Annotated in this window: 1 pseudogene; it reads left to right on the top strand. The window is 58.5% G+C overall.

The features are described 5' to 3' along the window. Positions 1–62: 62 nt before the first annotated feature. Positions 63–1,077: pseudogene (locus tag EO99_RS0125400) on the top strand (IS3 family transposase); the annotation flags it as partial.

Raw genomic sequence — 1,077 nt, 5'->3', positions numbered from 1 at the left:
TGACCTGCCACTGCGAATTTCCTCCAGAATGGATTAGAGTCCGGCCCATTGAGGACGGACTTATGAAGAAGCAGCGATTTACGGAAGAACAGATCATTGCGGTGTTGAAGGAGCAGGAGGTCGGAGCGAAGGCCGCTGATCTTTGCCGTAGGCACGGGATTTCCGAAGCAACCTTTTACAACTGGAAGGCCAAATACGGCGGCATGGAGGTGTCTGAGGCCAAGCGTCTGAAGGCACTGGAGGACGAGAACGCCAAGCTGAAGAAGCTTCTCGCCGAACAGATGCTGGATACAGCCGCACTCCGCGAGCTTCTTTCAAAAAAATGGTAGGGCCTGCCGCCAAGCGTGACGCTGTCGCGCACCTGAAGGCCATCATGGGCCTTTCGGAACGGCGGGCCTGCCAGATCATATCCGCAGACCGAAAGACGGTCCGTTATCGATCCTCTCGACCGCCGGAGGTCGAGTTGCGAGCGAAGCTGCGCGATCTGGCCAATGAGCGCCGCCGGTTTGGCTATCGTCGATTGTTCATCTTGCTTCGGCGGGATGGAGAGGCGTCTGGGGTCAATCGCATCTACCGGCTATATCGCGAGGAAGGTCTTTCCGTGCGCAAGCGCAAAGCCAGGCGTCGTGCTGTTGGCACGCGTGCGCCGATCCTCGTTGAAGCAAAGGCCAATGCCCGCTGGTCGCTGGATTTCGTCCACGATCAATTCGCGTGCGGCAGGCGTTTCCGCATCCTCAATGTGGTCGACGACGTCACGCGCGAATGCCTGGCGGCGATCCCGGACACATCGATATCAGGTCGTCGTGTTGCGCGAGAGCTGACGACGCTTATCGAGCGACGGGGTAAGCCCGGCATGATTGTCTCCGACAACGGGACCGAACTGACCTCGAATGCCATCCTTGCATGGTCGAAGGATCACAAGGTCGAGTGGCACTACATCGCGCCGGGAAGGCCAATGCAAAACGGCTATGTCGAGAGTTTCAACGGCCGCATGCGTGACGAGCTGCTCAACGAGAGCCTGTTCTTTGGTCTCGACCATGCCCGGTGCGCCATTGCGGAATGGGCCGACGATTACAA

It is taken from the genome of Pseudorhizobium marinum (assembly GCF_000705355.1).
GTDB lineage: Bacteria > Pseudomonadota > Alphaproteobacteria > Rhizobiales > Rhizobiaceae > Neorhizobium > Neorhizobium pelagicum.
Note: the sequence above shows the minus strand (reverse complement) of the source record. Positions and strands in the feature narration are given on the sequence as shown.